General features: G+C 53.5%; 14 protein-coding genes. 4 read left to right on the top strand and 10 right to left on the bottom strand.

What is annotated here, in order from left to right; all coding sequences use genetic code 11:
• Window positions 1-3 precede the first annotated feature (3 nt).
• From OEZ10_12765 to OEZ10_12785, 5 genes are all read right to left on the bottom strand, one after another.
• Window positions 4-1,182: a YeeE/YedE thiosulfate transporter family protein gene (locus tag OEZ10_12765; protein ID MDH5633850.1), complete on the bottom strand. Its 1,179-nt coding sequence runs from the start codon at window positions 1,180-1,182 to the stop codon at window positions 4-6.
• Window positions 1,183-1,293: 111 nt separating this feature from the next.
• Entirely contained in the window at window positions 1,294-2,079 is a 786-nt protein-coding gene (locus OEZ10_12770; GenBank protein ID MDH5633851.1) for an ACT domain-containing protein, read from the bottom strand.
• Window positions 2,080-2,256: 177 nt separating this feature from the next.
• Entirely contained in the window at window positions 2,257-2,988 is a 732-nt protein-coding gene (gene dnaQ, locus OEZ10_12775; protein MDH5633852.1) for a DNA polymerase III subunit epsilon, read from the bottom strand.
• A 78-nt stretch (window positions 2,989-3,066) separates the two neighbouring features.
• Window positions 3,067-3,498, bottom strand: coding sequence for a ribonuclease HI (rnhA, locus tag OEZ10_12780; GenBank protein MDH5633853.1), 432 nt, complete (start codon window positions 3,496-3,498; stop codon window positions 3,067-3,069).
• On the bottom strand, window positions 3,495-4,349 hold the full coding sequence (locus OEZ10_12785; protein MDH5633854.1) for a class I SAM-dependent methyltransferase: 855 nt from the start codon (window positions 4,347-4,349) through the stop codon (window positions 3,495-3,497). Before OEZ10_12785 ends, rnhA begins: the two co-directional genes overlap by 4 nt.
• A 17-nt stretch (window positions 4,350-4,366) precedes the next feature.
• On the opposite strand from OEZ10_12785, the gene gloB reads away from it, so the two are divergent.
• From gloB to OEZ10_12805, 4 genes are all read left to right on the top strand, one after another.
• A complete protein-coding gene (gene gloB, locus OEZ10_12790; GenBank protein MDH5633855.1) occupies window positions 4,367-5,155 on the top strand; it encodes a hydroxyacylglutathione hydrolase in 789 nt (262 codons plus the stop codon).
• Window positions 5,156-5,243: 88 nt separating this feature from the next.
• Window positions 5,244-6,647, top strand: a complete 1,404-nt coding sequence (locus OEZ10_12795) for a LysM peptidoglycan-binding domain-containing protein (protein MDH5633856.1) — start codon at window positions 5,244-5,246, stop codon at window positions 6,645-6,647.
• 133 nt (window positions 6,648-6,780) lie between these two features.
• The gene (locus tag OEZ10_12800) at window positions 6,781-7,041 is read left to right on the top strand and encodes a hypothetical protein (GenBank protein ID MDH5633857.1); all 261 of its coding nucleotides are present in this window, start codon (window positions 6,781-6,783) and stop codon (window positions 7,039-7,041) included.
• Between the two features lie 74 nt (window positions 7,042-7,115).
• Window positions 7,116-7,544, top strand: a complete 429-nt coding sequence (locus OEZ10_12805) for a CBS domain-containing protein (protein MDH5633858.1) — start codon at window positions 7,116-7,118, stop codon at window positions 7,542-7,544.
• Between the two features lie 24 nt (window positions 7,545-7,568).
• Here the strand turns inward: OEZ10_12805 and OEZ10_12810 are convergent, their stop codons facing one another.
• The 5 genes from OEZ10_12810 to OEZ10_12830 are packed head-to-tail and all read right to left on the bottom strand — an operon-like array spanning window position 7,569 to window position 14,855.
• Window positions 7,569-8,294, bottom strand: a complete 726-nt coding sequence (locus tag OEZ10_12810) for a pirin family protein (protein MDH5633859.1) — start codon at window positions 8,292-8,294, stop codon at window positions 7,569-7,571.
• A 41-nt stretch (window positions 8,295-8,335) separates the two neighbouring features.
• On the bottom strand, window positions 8,336-10,333 hold the full coding sequence (locus OEZ10_12815; protein ID MDH5633860.1) for an ABC transporter ATP-binding protein: 1,998 nt from the start codon (window positions 10,331-10,333) through the stop codon (window positions 8,336-8,338).
• A gap of 6 nt (window positions 10,334-10,339) precedes the next feature.
• Entirely contained in the window at window positions 10,340-11,752 is a 1,413-nt protein-coding gene (locus OEZ10_12820) for an ABC transporter permease (GenBank protein MDH5633861.1), read from the bottom strand.
• Window positions 11,752-12,729, bottom strand: a complete 978-nt coding sequence (locus tag OEZ10_12825) for an ABC transporter permease (GenBank protein ID MDH5633862.1) — start codon at window positions 12,727-12,729, stop codon at window positions 11,752-11,754. The genes OEZ10_12820 and OEZ10_12825 overlap by 1 nt, the downstream gene beginning before the upstream one ends.
• Complete coding sequence (locus tag OEZ10_12830) at window positions 12,726-14,855, bottom strand: ABC transporter substrate-binding protein (GenBank protein MDH5633863.1); 2,130 nt, start codon at window positions 14,853-14,855, stop codon at window positions 12,726-12,728. Before OEZ10_12830 ends, OEZ10_12825 begins: the two co-directional genes overlap by 4 nt.
• Window positions 14,856-15,034 lie beyond the last annotated feature (179 nt).

Genomic DNA, 15,034 nt, shown 5'->3' on the forward strand with positions numbered 1-15,034 from the left:
TCCTCAACCAAACATTGAATCAAGCAGCAGTGAAACCAGGATAGCCATACCAAAGAAAGACGCCGTCGCCACAAGACTGCCAACCTGGAGTCGACTGCAGCCACTCAGCGCATGACCGGAGGTACAGCCACCGCCCATCCGTGTGCCAAAGCCAATCAGAAAACCGCCGACAAGTAACACAACCCAGCTTCCCGGGCCATCGCCAAAGAACCTGATAAAGTCCTTGCCCATATCCATACGAATTTCGAGATCCCCGACTGTGTAGGCGGCGATAGTGCCGCCAATAGCCATGCACAACAGGAACATGACATGAGCACCATAGGGTGCCCGCTGCTCCCGTGACTGCCTTGGAGTTGCCCGGGTCTGCTGCTGGCTTATTCTTGCCGCCTGCTCACGAAATTCTTCCGGCAGGTCATCGCCAAATTCTGCCAGCGTCGCTTCCATCATCGCACGCTCAATATCGGCATCTGATGCCGATGCCAGCATTTTGCTGGCTGCCTGCAGCTTTCTGTCTTCACGATAGCTGACAATTCGGTCCCATGATGAGGACACGCCGAGAGTATTGCCGGTTACCACCCAGAATCCGACAGTGAACAAGCCGAGACTCAAGCCACCGAGCCACCAGACCCAGAAATGGCTGTCTGCCGGCTGCATCACTGCATTCAGCAACACGGTCACCAGGTCATCGCTGGCCGCCTGGCTTGTCGTGGTATCGCTCTTGCGGTTCAGTTTGCTTGTTGGTGCCGGAACAGGTTCTGGCACCGGGGCAATTTCCTGTGGCGACTCAGCCGAAGCGGTCGCTGAAACTTGAGGAGTTATCGACGGGTCGTCCACGAACACATGAGGATAGGGCATATCGCCATCAAGCACTTCACGGGCCCGGGCATTACCCTGATCCGCCGAACGACCCAGCCAGCGCCGGGCGGATACGCGGTTCTGGCTGATACCAACACCACTCAAGTAGGCGATGGCCACCACATACTTGGCCGTGGCATCACCGCGCTCGGCAATCATGACAAGTTTTTCGAATACTGCGCGATCCGAATTCTTTGCCTCGAGCATTGAAGCAATACCGTGCTGCTCAAGGTACAGTGTCGGCCTGGGCTGACCACTGTCACGAACCGCGGCAGCCCACCAGCGCTTGCTGGCAGCCAGGGAGTCGCCGACAAAAACCAGCGACACTGCCAACAATAATACCAAGTGAAGCCCGGTCCGGCCTGGCAAACTCATACAATTACGAGGACGCTCTCTTGTCTCGTTATCCATAGATCCTTCCTGCGGCAGCGATCACCATTACCCGAACAGCTCTGCGCCAAGATACTCGAGGGGAAGCGAGACCACCTTGCCATTGATCACATCCAGCACGGCAAGATCGGCCATCGCTGCTGCAAATACATCGGGTTTCACCTGGCCGGTGACAATAATCAGTACCGTGTCAGGCTGGCTTGGCGATACTTTCTTTTGCGCCATGGCATCCACGGAAATACGATGCTTGCCAAGCGCCTGAATTACCTTTGCCATTACACCGGATTCATCCCTGGCACGCAGTCGCAGGTAATAAGATGAGGTTTCACCCTTGGTAACGGCAGGATTCACCACCGTCGAAGATGAACCCGATCCGGCAGAGGCCGGGCTGCCGAGCACAGACCCGGAAACTTTATCATTAAGATGATCCATATCGAGATCCAGGTCCAATTCCTGGCTCTTCGTGGCAACGGGTGCAGCTGGCACCGGCCTGGATTCAGAACGTCCTGAAGGCGATTTGGACGACATGGCATCCATGGCTTCCTGCAGCTGGGCCAACGCCGAACCGGAGGACGAGGAACTCAAGTCCTCCTTGGCTGCTGACGCCATGGCCAGGGTCTGGGCATCAGAGTCCTTGTCAGATGAACTCTGGAACTCAAGTTTCTTGCCGTTGGGCAAAAGGTTGGCTGGAACCGCCTCACCTCTGCTGGAAGCCTGGAATCGCGCGCACTTGCTGAAATCCCCTTCGCAGTAGAATACCTGCCAGACTTTCAGTGCACTGCTTAACGAGATTTGTGGATACAAGGCACATCCACTGGCATGAGAACACGACATCTGAAACCTCTCTTTGATTCTTTTCCCTGATGGCTTTGGGTCCTTAATGTTTCCAGGATTGCACCCTGATCCTGCTGGACCTGCTATCGAATAGTTATAGTAAAAAAACAGTCAATTACGAGGCAATTAACCAAATCACCGGAATTTCTACAATAATTCCTGATATTTATAATGTTTTTAATCCAGGCCCAGCTCTCTCCATAAACTGGCGCCACCTGCCGCCTGATCCAGCTTTTCCAGCCATTGGTGGTGAGCCCCCAGCTCGTCCGCAGACGCGTTCAGCACCGGCAACGGCTTCCGATCAGGCGATAACCTTATGATTTTGCTAATATTTTCATCGGTTTTACTCTGCCCCAGCCGATCTTCAAACAAGCCAGTCTGACCACCAGTCATGCCCAGGTACACATCAGCAAGAATTTCCGAGTCGAGTAGAGCCCCGTGCAAGGTGCGCTGACTATTGTCAATTTCATAACGTCGACACAGTGCATCGAGGTTGTTTTTTTGCCCCGGGTGCAGCGTACGCGCCATTACCAGCGTGTCGGTAACCCGGCAAAGCTCCTGCAATGTCGGCAAATCCTGCTTCCCGGCACGACGCAGCAGATTGAATTCATGGTTAATAAATCCAACGTCAAACGGAGCATTGTGGATTATCAGTTCGGCATCACGAACAAACTCGATGAAGTCGTCAACAATATCCTCAAATCTCGGTTTGTCGGCAAGAAACTCCGAAGTGATGCCATGCACTTCCAGCGCCGCTTCGTCGCTTTCCCGGTCAGGCTGAATGTATTGATGGTAGTTATTACCGGTTAACCGACGGTTAACCAGTTCAACACAGCCGATTTCAATGACTCGATGACCTGCTTCGGGTTCAAGACCGGTAGTTTCCGTATCCAGCACCAGTTGTCGCATTGATTTCTCTTTGTTTGTTTTGAGATTCTGTAATTCTAACAGCCAGGGCAATCATTATTGTACCAGTTACTCGCCGGGCTATAGCTCATCTATTCCGCGATTGGCCAGTGCATCGGCCCGCTCGTTCTCGGCATGGCCGCTGTGCCCCTTGATCCAGTGCCAGCGCACCCGGTGTTTTGCCGCCGCCTGGTCAAGTTGTTGCCACAGGTCCACATTTTTCACCGGTTTCCGCCCCGAGGTTTGCCAGCCATTGGTTTTCCATTTGGCGACCCACTCGGTAATGCCCTGGCGCACATAATTGGAATCCGTGGTCAGATCCACTTCGCACTGCCGCGTCAGGCTCTCCAGACCCCGAATCGCCGCCATCAGCTCCATTCGATTATTCGTAGTCTCGACTTCTCCGCCGTAGAGTTCTTTCTCATGGGTGCCATAACGCAGAATTACGCCCCAGCCTCCCGGCCCCGGGTTACCCCGACAGGCGCCGTCGGTATAGATCTCCACCTTGCTCATTTACTGCGATGCAATCGCCATTGTGGCACGCTCGGGTAAATCACCTTGGCAGCCGGCTCCGCCATGCCATTGCCAACCCGTAATTTTCGGCTCCACTCAGGTTGTATCGGTGTCATGCCAGCGACACGCTTCTTCGCCACCACCATATAGGCCGCCGCTCCCATAGGCCACCAGCGATCGCCGGCTTTTTCCATGAAAAACATTCGATCACGCATTTTTTCGTTTTGCAGGGGTGGCCGATAATAAATCATCCTGCCCTGGGTAGTTTCAAATTCCAGCAAGGCCAGCCAGTCCTTGATCCGGGACAAACCAAAAAAGTTGCCCTGCCAAGGCATCTCGCGCTTGCGATTGACCAGCCGCTTCAGCCCCCACAAGCTGAGCGGGTTGAAATTTAGCAACACTACATGTCCTTCAGGGCGCAAAATCCGGTGCACTTCACGCAACACCTGGTGAGGTTGTTCGGAAAAATCCAGCGTATGCGGTAACAACGCCACATCAACACTTTTGCCATCAAGCGGGATTTCATGGGCCCTGGACAACAGGTCGCAGCGATCGGTAGGTGCCCAGCTATCCAGCACCCAGCGCTTGGCGGCCGGCGTGCCTTCGAGCATGTCCAGTTGCCCGAGCCGGCCCAGTTGAATAGCCGTGGAACCGTACAACTGGTCGAGCGTTGCACGCAGATAGCTGGCCTCAACGGCCTGCAGAGAACGTCCAAGCGGCGTATCAAACCAGCGGAGCAATTGCTGCCTTTGTTCCATATTTCGATTCACTGCAAACCTGTCACCGAGCGCGTGGTGCGCGTAAATGGATTTCTTGACCGACCAATCAAATACCCACGTCTTTGTCGTCATTGACTCCGACTAAGGACATGGCCAAACTTCTGAATATGCTGCAAGTTTTACATGTCCCGACCCTGGCAGACAACTATGTCTGGCTGATTCATCGACCCGGGCAGGCCGAAACCCTGATTGTTGACCCCGGCGAGTCATACCCGGTGGAAACATCACTGGCTGACCACGAGCTGAGGGCTGCAGGCATATTGCTCACCCATCACCATCACGACCATATTGGCGGCGTCGAAGAATTGGTCCGAAACATGCCCTGCCCGGTGTACGGCCCGGCACGCATACCGCAGGTCGACCAGCCAGTCACGCCAGGAGAATCCCTCCATATCACGGCGCTGAACCTGGATATCCAGGTACTGGATGTCGGTGGCCATACACACGATCACGTTGCCTACCTGGCCGAAGAACATTTGTTTTGTGGCGATGCCCTGTTTTCTGCCGGCTGTGGCCGTATATTTGATGGCACCGCCAATCAAATGGCAGGCTCCATGGCACGACTCAGATTACTGCCTGACACCACTCAAATCCATTGTGCACACGAATATACCGCCAGCAACCTCCGCTTTGCCCTGACCGTTGAACCGACAAATCTCAATATTCACGAATATATTCAGATAGTTACAAATCTTCGAGCACAGGGGCTGCCGTCCTTGCCCAGCTCGATGAAAACCGAGAAACTGGTCAATCCGTTTCTGAGAACCGACCAAGGAACCGTGATTGCCAGCACCCTCGAACATTTTGGCCTCGAGGACGGACTCAACGAGACAGACATATTCACCCACTTGCGTCGATGGAAGGATGGCTTTCAATGATGATTCACGTTGACCTTGGGGGTCAGGTTTTCTAGTATTCACATCAACACGACAAAAATCATCAGGAAACAACCAGTTGCATACCCATTTGAAAGTAACTGCCGCACTACTGGCCTGGCTGGTCACAGGCTGCAGCACGGTTCCCTCCGAAACACCGGAATCCACGACACCCTCCACTGAAGCACCCACGTCCGCGACAAACCCGGAGTTATCCCGAATCCAGGCTGGCCGCGAAAGTGACAATCTTTGGGATCGAATTCGTGTCGGCTACAAATTGGCACCATTGGATAACCCCTACATAGCGCGACATGAGCGCTGGTTTGCCAGCAATCCGGATTACATTAAGCGCATGGTGGAACGTGCGTCGTTGTACCTGTACCACATTGTCGAAGAAGTCGAGAAACGTGACATGCCCATGGAGATTGCCTTGCTCCCGGCCATCGAGAGTGCGTACAAGGCTCATGCTTACTCCCGGGCCCGGGCATCCGGTCTGTGGCAATTTATCCCGTCCACTGGCCGACTCTACGGTCTTGATCAGAACTGGTGGTATGACGGCCGTCGCGATGTCATGGCCGCAACCGACGCGGCTCTGAATTACCTGCAAAAGCTGGAAAAGGATTTTAACGGTGACTGGCACCTGGCGCTGGCAGCCTACAACGCCGGCGAAGGCAAAGTCATGTGGGCTCAGCGCCAAAATACCAAGCGCGGCCTGCCGGTGGATTTTTCATCACTGAAGAAACTGAAGCCGGAGACGCGCAACTACGTGCCAAAACTCGTTGCCATTGCCAATATCGTTGCCGATCCGGCCAAGTACGGAATTACCCTGCCGCCTGTTCCCAATGAACCGTATTTCACCCAGGTGGATATTGGTGGTCAGATCGATTTGTCGATTCTCGCCAAAAAGGCCGATATTCCAATTGGTGACCTGTATGACATCAACCCGGGGTTTTCACGCTGGGCCACTTCACCGCATGGCCCCTACCACCTGCTCGTGCCGACCGATCACGTAGACAAGGTACTGACAGCACTGGCTGAGTTACCGGCGGAGCAGCGCATTCAATACACGCGCCACAAGATTCGTCACGGCCAGACCTTGAGCGAAATCTCTCGCAGCTATCGAGTTGGTGTGGCTGCCATCAAGCAGGCTAACAACATTCGCGGAAACCGGATTCGAGCCGGCCACAGCCTGCTGATTCCGTTGTCCAGCCGGGCGATTAGTGCTGCGACTGCCGGCAACCTGAGCAAGCCCGTTTTGCGCCGCCCAGCCACCCCGCCTGCCGGGCATGTTGAAGTGGTGCACAAGGTTCAGGCCGGCGATACCTTATGGAGCATTGCCACCCGGTATGGGGTATATATTGGCCAGATTGCCAGCTGGAACGCCATTAGCCGTCGCTCAATTCTGCGCCTTGGGCAGACTCTGAAGATCTGGGTCAAACCGGAAAAATCCCCGGGCACCGCGGCCATCAATTTATCTCACCCAAACAACGCTTAACCATAACCTGGATAGTGTTTCTCTTTGGCCGGATCGTTTCCGACCAAGGCAATATCGTGCTCTGACCCATATCAAAGTCGACCTGCCCGATAAGTGCTTTACTGATAAAGGAACCATTGGGGAGGATTCTGCCATGCTTCAGCAAAACAAGATCCAGGACACTGTTGAAAAACTCAAAACCCAGCGCGACGAACTGATAGTTCAGATCAACCTGGCAAAAGCCGAAACCCGCGATGAGTGGGAAAAGATGGAAAAGCGCTGGCACGAAATTGACCAGAAAATCAAAACCGTCGGCAAAGAAGCCAGGGAAGCATCAGAAGACGTTGTTTCTGCCCTGGGCCTGCTTGCCGACGAAGTCGCTGATGCGTACAAGCGCATCAAGTCACAACTGTAGCGTCGGCGCTCATTAATCGACTTTTAAAATCAGGACAGGCAGAGGGAGGTCGATCGCAAACCAGGAGCACGAGCATGTCAAGCCAGACCAGAATTGCCGACGTCATGACGCCGCATCCGTATTTTATTGATATTGATGCACACCTTAACAGCGCCAAGGTAATGCTTACCCAATATCGCTTGCGTCATATGCCGGTCAAGCAGGACGAGAATATCGTAGCAGTAATCAGTATTCGCGATATTGAGCGCGCGGAAAGTCATGGCGTTGATACCTCTATTGGCACGGATACACGGGTTCGCGATGTGTGTACTGTTGCCGGTGAGGCTATTGTCCCGCCAGATGAACCGTTGAGCAGTGTACTGAAACGAATGGCCGACAATCATCTTTCCTGTGTTGTCATTGCCAAAAACAACCACCTTGAAGGTATCTTTACCCAGACCGATGTCTGTAAGCAGTTCGGGAGATTGCTGGAGAAGCTTGAGAATCCTGAGCCACGGAACTGATATCCGCACCAGTGGTGCCTGCAATCAGTCAACGAACGGGCCATGCTGATAAATCGACTCACCGTGAATATGTCCGGACAAGGCGATCAGCCTTGCCTTGCCGTCGGCATGTACCTGGACCGGCACTGTTTTCGGATTCAGGGCGGCCTGTCCTGCCTCGAGCCTGACTCCTTCCATCTCAACCTGGCCCGAAGCCACGTAAATCAGCAACTGCCGTGACGCAGCAGGCAGGTCAATCGTGTAACTGTCAGCATCAGTGAAGCTGATATCCAGATACACTACCGGCGTTTTCAGTTTGAGTGGGGATCCCTTACCAACGATAGTCCGGATAAAAACATTTCCCTTCGTCACTTCCGGGAACGCATCCGCGTTCACTTGCTGATATTCAGGCGCGATTTTCTTTTTGGCCTTGGCCAGGTTTATCCAGAGCTGGATGCCATGGCTGACAGTGCTGCCTCCAGGTGTCTCCGAATGCACAAGACCGCGGCCCGCGGTAAAACGTTGGGCACCACCCCGGCTGACAGTGCTGCGATTGCCGAGATTGTCTTCATGACGAAAACTGCCATCAAACATGTAGGTAATGGCTTCAAATCCACGATGAGGATGCGGCGGAAAGCCGGCGGGCGGTGTTACCCGGAATTCGTCGAACAAAACAAACGGGTCGGCATTTCGACAGCCAGCAACAGGAAACAGGCGACGCACCCTGGCGCCATCACCCTCTTCCATTTCATTGGCTCTCAGTATCTTCATCGCGCAGTATCACGAACCCGGCGATACCGGGCTCTCATCTGTTAAACCAGGTGACAACTGACAACATGCCCGTTATCCAGGGATTTTGAATCCGGGTAGGCCTGACGACAGTGTTCAGACGCCTTCGGGCATCGGGGGTGAAAATGGCAACCATTGGGCGGATTGCTTGGAGAAGGTATATCAAATCCTGTCTGCTGCGAACCCGGTCGTAGGGCGTGTTCATCGTCTGAATCCAGTCGCGGAATTGCCGACAACAATGTCTGCGTATACGGATGCTGCGGATTATCCAGTATGGCCGCTGCCGGGCCGGATTCAACAATACGGCCCAGGTACATCACGGCAATATCATGAGCAAGGTATTCGACCACGGACAAGTCGTGCGTAATGAACAGGTATGCCAGGCCAAGATCGTCCTGCAAATCCTTGAGCAAGTTCAGCACCTGCGCCTGGACCGAAACATCCAGCGCACTGGTGGGCTCATCACAAACAATCAATTTGGGTTCAACCGCCAGCGCCCTGGCGACACTGATACGCTGCCTTTGACCACCGGAGAACTCATGCGGGTAGCGCGACGCGGCACTTGCCGGGAGACCAACGCGGTCGAGCAGTTCGCTCACGCGAGCAGCTCTCCCGGCAGAATCATTTATTACACCAAGAGCTTTCATGCCTTCCTGAATAATATCGCCCACCAGCATGCGAGGATTCAGTGATGCATAAGGATCCTGGAAGATGATCTGCAGATCACGGCGTACGGCTCGCAAACCATCCTTGTCCAGCGCAGCGAGATCTGTTCCCTGGTATCGCGCAACGCCGCCTGTTGGATTAATCAGACGCAATAGCGATTTCCCAACTGTCGTCTTGCCGCAGCCGGATTCACCCACCAGCGCCAGTGTCCTGCCGGCTGCCAGGCTGAACGATACGCCGTCTACCGCCTTCACATGTCCGACAGTGTGTTTAAACAATCCTTTCTGAATAGGGAAGTGAACCTGCAATCCGTTCACCTCAAGAATGGATTGCGATGTAGCCGTGCTGTCCGATGCAGCTGTTGTCTGTGTGGTCGCGGGCGCTATGAGTTGTTCTGAAAAGTGACAACGCACACCATTGTGTTTGTCACCCTGCCACTCAGGCAATTGTTCACGGCACTGGTCCTTGGCCAACTGACAACGCTCAACAAATCGACAGCCGGAAAACTCCGTGGTCAACGGCGGCACCATACCAGGTATCACCGCCAAGGGCTCGCCGCGCTTGCCACGACCGGGAAGCGCACGAAACAGCATTTGCGCATAAGGATGCCTTGGTTGCCGGAAAAATGTGTCGGTAACCTGGGCTTCCACCAGTTGCCCTGCATACATCACCAGTACACGATGGGCCATCTGCCGAACGACTCCAAGATCATGAGTAATCAGCAGAATAGCCATGCCGGTGTTTTGCTGAATGGTTTTCAGCAAATCGAGAATCTGCTTCTGGATAGTTACGTCCAGCGCCGTAGTAGGCTCGTCAGCCACAAGCACATCAGGCTGGCACGCCAGCGCCATGGCAATCATTACACGTTGCTTCATTCCGCCAGAAAGCTGATGCGGGTACTCGTCAATACGACGCTCCGGGTCAGCTATACCCACCGATCGAAACAGTTCGACCACCCGGTCACGCGCACCCTGCTTGTCCAGGCTGGCACGATCCGGCAATACTTCCATGACTTGTCGACCCACGGTCATAACCGGGTTCAGTGACGATTGCGGCTCCTGGAATATCATTGCTATGCGTCTGCCACGAATGTCACGCATGGACATTTCCGGGATACCCAGCAGGTTCAGACCTTCAAGCTCAATGGAGCCGCCGGCAATTCTGCCGGCAGGCTCCGGCACCAGTTGCAGTACCGACAACGCGGACATGGACTTGCCGCATCCAGACTCGCCGAGAATGGCGACTGTTTCACCGCGATTGATGTCGAACGTTACGTTGTCCACAGCCCGCAGCTCACCGGCCTGGGTATCAAAATAGGTACGTAGCTCCTTGACCTGCAGCAAATTCTCACTCATGTGTCATCACCGTTTACGCAGACGCGGGTCGAATGCATCGCGCACCGCGTCAGAAAAAATATTGGCCGCCAGCACCAGGCCAAACATGAAAATAAATGCCGCCGTCAGGCTCCACCAGACCATGGGCTCTCGAGCCATTTCCAGTCGGGCACCATTGATCATGTTGCCCCATGAATCCATGCTGGGATCAACACCGACACCTACATAGGAAAGCACCGCTTCCGCCAGGACCAGCCCGCTGAAATCAAGCACAATGGTAATCAGGACTATATGCATCAGGTTTGGAAAGATATGACGGGTCATGATTCGCCCCGCGCGCACACCCAGCGCCTGGGCCGCCTGAACATAATCAGCTTCGCGAAGTTTCATGGTTTCCGCCCGCACCAGTCGGCACAAACCGGTCCAGCTCATAATGCCCAGTATCATGCACAGGAAAAGCAGTCGCGTGTCCGCACGCGATGCCAGGGTGTTGAATCCTTCCGGGTTGTTGGCCATGTAGACGTCGAGACTCAGAATCGCAGCAGCAATCAGCAGAACACCGGGTATTGAGCTCAAGGTCGTGTACAGGTACTGAATAACGTCATCAGCCCAGCCCCTGAAGTAGCCTGCCGTAATCCCGAGCATCACTGCAAACGGCAGCATGATCAGCGTGGTCAACGTACCAATCATCAAGCCGGTACGAATACTCTTCAGCGATTTATACAACACATCATTACCGACCTGATCCGTGCCAAAAATATGATACAACGGTCCCAGCTCGGCTATAAAAAACACAACGAAAAGCAGAACAAAAAGGCTGGAGAGTATGGCTCGCCAGGGGGTATCGGCCTCACCTCTTGCCAGCAATCGCAGTGCATTTTGGAAAGACAGTTCGCTGGTCATCTGTATGCGCCAGCTTACCAATGCCGCCACTGCCACCACGGTCATGAATGCCAACACCAGGACCTTTAGAGTGCGCGAGGCAATATCATCAGAAACCGTTGCCGGATCCTCCAGGTGCCTGCCACCCCAGGTCAGCCTGGAAAAACTGCGGGCACGCTTGCCCGGTTCCTGTTCGACAGTTTCCTTGGTGAAACCATACACCGCGAATGGCGATGAGTAGGTTTTCTCCTTCTGGACTCGCAACGGCTCAATGACAAGGTCCAGCAGGCTGAGCGAATCCGGGTGATACACGGCCTCACTTTTCTCGGCACTAAGCTGTTTGTCAACCAGCTGAAAATGCACTGAATCCAGTGCACCAACCGTGACATATGCCAGCAACAATACCAGCGCTGCCATGGCCATGGGCCGTCTTCGAACCTGCCTCCAGGGAGTGCGCAAATGTTCGTGCCGTGAAGCGTAAAAAGCGAATCCGGCGATACTTAGAAACAGGATGTACAGCAACACATCGGTCGCGAGAATGTCCATGCGAAAACCCATTACTGCAACCTCACTCTCGGATCAACCAGCGTGTAACTGATATCGGTCAAAATCAAACCGATGATGTAGAGCACCGAACCCAGGAACACCATGGCGCGAACTATCGCAAAATCCTGACTGTTAATGGCATCGATCGTATAACTGCCAAGGCCGGGGATACCGAAGAATGATTCGGTTACCAGACTGCCAATGAACAATAACGGAATCACCACAACCACCCCTGTAAGAATGGGGATCATGGCATTTTTCAGTACATGCCCGAACAGTACACGCAGTTCCGACAAGCCCTTGGCTCTTGCCGTTCGAACATAATCCTTGTTGATCTCTTCGAGAAACAGGATTCGATAAAGACGGGAGCTGGCCCCTATTCCCGCGACGACACCGATCAAGACCGGCAATACCAGGAACTTGATGGCATTGACACCGCCGTCATAACCGGAGATTGGAACAAGATGCAGCAACTTGCTGAGCAGGTACTGGCCACCAATAATATAAAACAGGCTGGATATGGACATTAGCGCCACACACAGCACAACACCCCATGTATCAACATAGGTTCCACGGAAAAATGCCAGCAACATGGCAAAGGTGATATTCACCAGCAAGCCAACAAGAAATGTCGGCAATGCAATCGCCAGGCTGGGCCACATGCGCTGACTGATATCATAAACAATGTCACGACCGGAGTCGGAACGGCCAAATTCAAACACGAACAATTTGACCGTATGCTCGTAAAAGATGGTATTGGTTATCGCCCCGCTGCCGGCTGCCTCGTTATTGATAAACAGCGGCTTGTTATAGCCGTGGTCCGATTTCCATCGATCAATAGCTTCGACAGTAACGCGCTTCTCACCCAGATGCATGCGTGCCATGTCATCTGGACTGTTGACCAGGAAAAACAGGCTGAATGTTATGATATTGACGCCAACCAGGATTGGCACCGCGTACAGAATACGACGAAGAATATAGGCGATCATGCGCGCACCTGCCTTTCCTTGCGGCGATACAGGACAATTGCCGGCACAATTCCCGCCAGAACCGCCAGCAGGGTCAGTACAACCGGCCACCATACCGGTTTGTTCCAATCATGACGACGCTGTTCCCGTAGCTCGGCATCAACCCGCATATACTTGAACGTGTTATGTGACATCAGGTGCAACTTGTGATTCCTGACCCAGTCATGCTGCAGCACGAATTTCTTGGGATGATAGCCCCAGGCCCATGGCGCATCACGACGAAGAACTTCCTGGATTCTGTCCATTATCTTCTGCCGCGCCGGTCCATTGTCCATATCTTTCACCTGCTCAAACAGGCGATTAAATTCCGGGCTGTCATAGTTTGCCGCGTTCTCGCCATGGAACTTGACCTTGCCGTTAGGTCCATACAACAGGAACAGGAAGTTTTCTGGATCCGGGTAGTCTGCGTTCCAGCCCCAGGAAAATATCTGTGAACTGCCGTCACGCATCTTGTCCTGGAAACGGTTATAGTCTGTTGCGCGCACGACCAGTTGAATATTGAGCTTTTCAAACTGCTTGCGCATCCAGTCAAAACGGGCTTTCTGTTCAGGACCGGCAGCGCGCTCATCCAGGTACAACAACAGGCGCTGACCGGTCTTGGGATCAACGCCGTTCTCGTAACCAGCCTGCTTCAGAATTCGCCTGGCCTCATCGATTGATTTGCGTTTTGGCTTGCCATCCACCCAGTCATAGACATAGGGATTAATGCCGGCTTCGCCTTCCTGGTAACCGAATATGCCGGGCGGTAACAGGCTTTGTGCAGCAATACCGCGACCGTTCCGGAAAATCGACACTTCTTCTTCATAATCAATGGCAATGGAAATCGCCTGGCGCAACTTGCGCGCCCTGTCGCTATAGCCACCAATTACGGGATCAAGCATGTTGAATCCCAGGTACGATGTTGTCGACCGGACGACGGCAAGCAGTTCAATGCCCTTGTCTCTCATCTCGGGAGTAACATCCGTATCGCCGGTAGCATTGAACTGAACCGCCTGGTCGAAACTCTCGGCGCTGACACCTGACTGGTCATAGTAACCCTGGAGGAACTTGTTCCAGTAGGGTATACCCTCTTTCTCCAGGCTGAAGATAATCTTGTCGATAAATGGCATCTTCCCGCCGGCATCATTCAGCAGGCCACCCGTCTTGTCGGCTTCTTCTCCTTCCGATGGGTACAGTTCGCCGCGGAAATTGGGATTGCGCTCCAGCACCATTTGCCTGTTGGGATCATTCACTGTCAACATGTAGGCACCGGTACCGATTGAATACCAGTCCAGCGTCAGGTTGCGCTCATCCATGCCGGGTTGTGAAAAAAACAAATCGGCTTCCCACGGCATGGGCGCGAAAAACTGCATGGCCATCCAGTAGATGAACTGGGGATACTTGCCCTTGATGGTGATTTCGTAGGTATGGTCATCGACAAGTTTTACGCCCTTGATGTCATGCTTGCGCAAATCAAGAAATGGCTTGTCCTTTATATCCTTGTATTGCTGATCAGCCTTGGTCAATTCCTCCATCAATTCCCGTAAACCGACAATATATTCGGCCATCAGGCTGTAGATCGGTGAATGCAGGCGTGGACTGGCCAGCCGCTTGATCTGATAAACATAGTCTGCTGCAGTCAGTTCACGGGTACCCTGATGCTCAAACTGTCGGAGTTGAAAAATACCCTCGAGCTTGTCTCGATCAAGATTGTGATAGCGATACTGGCCGGCGTCGTCGCGTGCCAGGGCCGGGTGTGGCTGAAACAGAATACCCTTCTTGATCTCAATTCTATAAACGCTGTAGGCAATACGGTCCGGCGAAACAGGGTCCGCCAATCGACGCTGCTTGCTGTCGTAATAGACCGGCTTTGGTATGGCAGTTGCCGTGGAAGGCATTAACTCGTAGGGGCGCTTCAGGTAATGATACTCGAAAGGCGGTTCGTAAATATTGCCGATCACATCGTATTCGTTTTCGCTGTAGGAGCGCGCCGGGTCCATACGCTTTGGCTTTACGGAAAACGAGGTATAAAGCGTATTGCTGCCGGATTCACGATCCGGATACGGATTATTCCAGGATGCCTGTACGCTGATTCCGAAGCAGAACATGAATAATGCCGAGAAACCTGTCGCCAGGACCCGGTTCAAACCGGGATTCTTGTTTCTTGTTGTCACTTGATCTCCACTGGCGCCTATTTGCTGCCTGATGGCAGGCAGGCGCCCTCCCCAGTAATGCTGAGCATAGTATTATTTTCATGTTTGTCGCAAACCCGGAAATCCGGGTACAA

The organism is Gammaproteobacteria bacterium (genome assembly GCA_029880545.1).
Lineage (GTDB): Bacteria > Pseudomonadota > Gammaproteobacteria > Acidiferrobacterales > SZUA-150 > JAOUOD01.

Coding starts and splice junctions, on each gene's coding strand:
- OEZ10_12770 (MDH5633851.1), bottom strand. CDS start 2,079: ATGTCGTGTTCTCATGCCAGTGGATGTGCCTTGTATCCACAAATCTCG.
- dnaQ (MDH5633852.1), bottom strand. CDS start 2,988: ATGCGACAACTGGTGCTGGATACGGAAACTACCGGTCTTGAACCCGAA.
- rnhA (MDH5633853.1), bottom strand. CDS start 3,498: ATGAGCAAGGTGGAGATCTATACCGACGGCGCCTGTCGGGGTAACCCG.
- OEZ10_12785 (MDH5633854.1), bottom strand. CDS start 4,349: ATGACGACAAAGACGTGGGTATTTGATTGGTCGGTCAAGAAATCCATT.
- gloB (MDH5633855.1), top strand. CDS start 4,367: ATGGCCAAACTTCTGAATATGCTGCAAGTTTTACATGTCCCGACCCTG.
- OEZ10_12800 (MDH5633857.1), top strand. CDS start 6,781: ATGCTTCAGCAAAACAAGATCCAGGACACTGTTGAAAAACTCAAAACC.
- OEZ10_12805 (MDH5633858.1), top strand. CDS start 7,116: ATGTCAAGCCAGACCAGAATTGCCGACGTCATGACGCCGCATCCGTAT.
- OEZ10_12810 (MDH5633859.1), bottom strand. CDS start 8,294: ATGAAGATACTGAGAGCCAATGAAATGGAAGAGGGTGATGGCGCCAGG.
- OEZ10_12815 (MDH5633860.1), bottom strand. CDS start 10,333: ATGAGTGAGAATTTGCTGCAGGTCAAGGAGCTACGTACCTATTTTGAT.
- OEZ10_12820 (MDH5633861.1), bottom strand. CDS start 11,752: ATGGGTTTTCGCATGGACATTCTCGCGACCGATGTGTTGCTGTACATC.
- OEZ10_12825 (MDH5633862.1), bottom strand. CDS start 12,729: ATGATCGCCTATATTCTTCGTCGTATTCTGTACGCGGTGCCAATCCTG.
- OEZ10_12830 (MDH5633863.1), bottom strand. CDS start 14,855: ATGTTCTGCTTCGGAATCAGCGTACAGGCATCCTGGAATAATCCGTAT.